The organism is Paenibacillus sp. OT2-17, assembly GCF_009827695.1.
GTDB classification, from domain to species: Bacteria; Bacillota; Bacilli; order Paenibacillales; family Paenibacillaceae; genus Paenibacillus; species Paenibacillus polymyxa_B.
Genome location: NZ_WUDQ01000977.1, coordinates 1 through 742 on the forward strand (window position 1 = coordinate 1; position 742 = coordinate 742).

The window sequence follows — 742 nt, forward strand, 5'->3', positions numbered from 1 at the left end:
GGTCGTATCGAGCACGATGGCGTCCTCACTGCAACGAAGCGGGGATACCTCCCTCTCCTCGTCAAGCTTGTCACGTGCCGCAATGTCACGTTCTAGCTGCTCCCGAGTGATATCATCAGTTTCGCTCAGTTCTTTAAAACGGCGAGAGGCACGTTCCTGAACACTTGCGGTCATGAACACCTTGACTTCCGCATCGGGAAGTACAGTTGTTCCAATATCGCGACCATCCATAACGACACCCTTGCGTGCAGCCATTTCACGCTGGTTTTCAGTCAAACGTGTACGTAAACCAGCAATACTTGAATACTGTGACACGTTGCTAGTTACTTCCATCGAACGGATCACAGTGGTTACATCTTCCCCGTTACAATAAACCTTTTGGCCTGTGGGGTCCGGTACTAATTCAATCACCAGCTCAGGTACATGCTGAAGCACTTTTTGTACATTTTCTGCAGGAATTTCCTTACACATCATGTACCACGTTGCTGCTCGGTACATGGCGCCGGTATCTACATATACATAAGAAAGTGCTTTCGCCACCAGGCGGGCCACTGTACTTTTCCCTGCACCAGCAGGTCCATCAATGGCTACATTTATTTTGTTACTTGAAGATACATGTTGCCTTGCCAACAGGGAATTCCTCCTAACCTAACCTCAAGAAAAAAGCAGGCATTGCCTGCGACGAGAAAATTATACCACACATTTATAGGCGATGCAAAATAAGCGACAGGTTACTAAAAAA

Annotated in this window: 1 protein-coding gene; it reads right to left on the reverse strand. The window is 47.3% G+C overall.

Translation table 11 applies throughout. From position 1 onward, the window contains the following. A partial coding sequence (gene cmk / locus GRP75_RS28565; RefSeq protein ID WP_160791066.1) for a (d)CMP kinase occupies positions 1-630 on the reverse strand: 630 nt, incomplete at its 3' end. Positions 631-742: the final 112 nt, after the last annotated feature.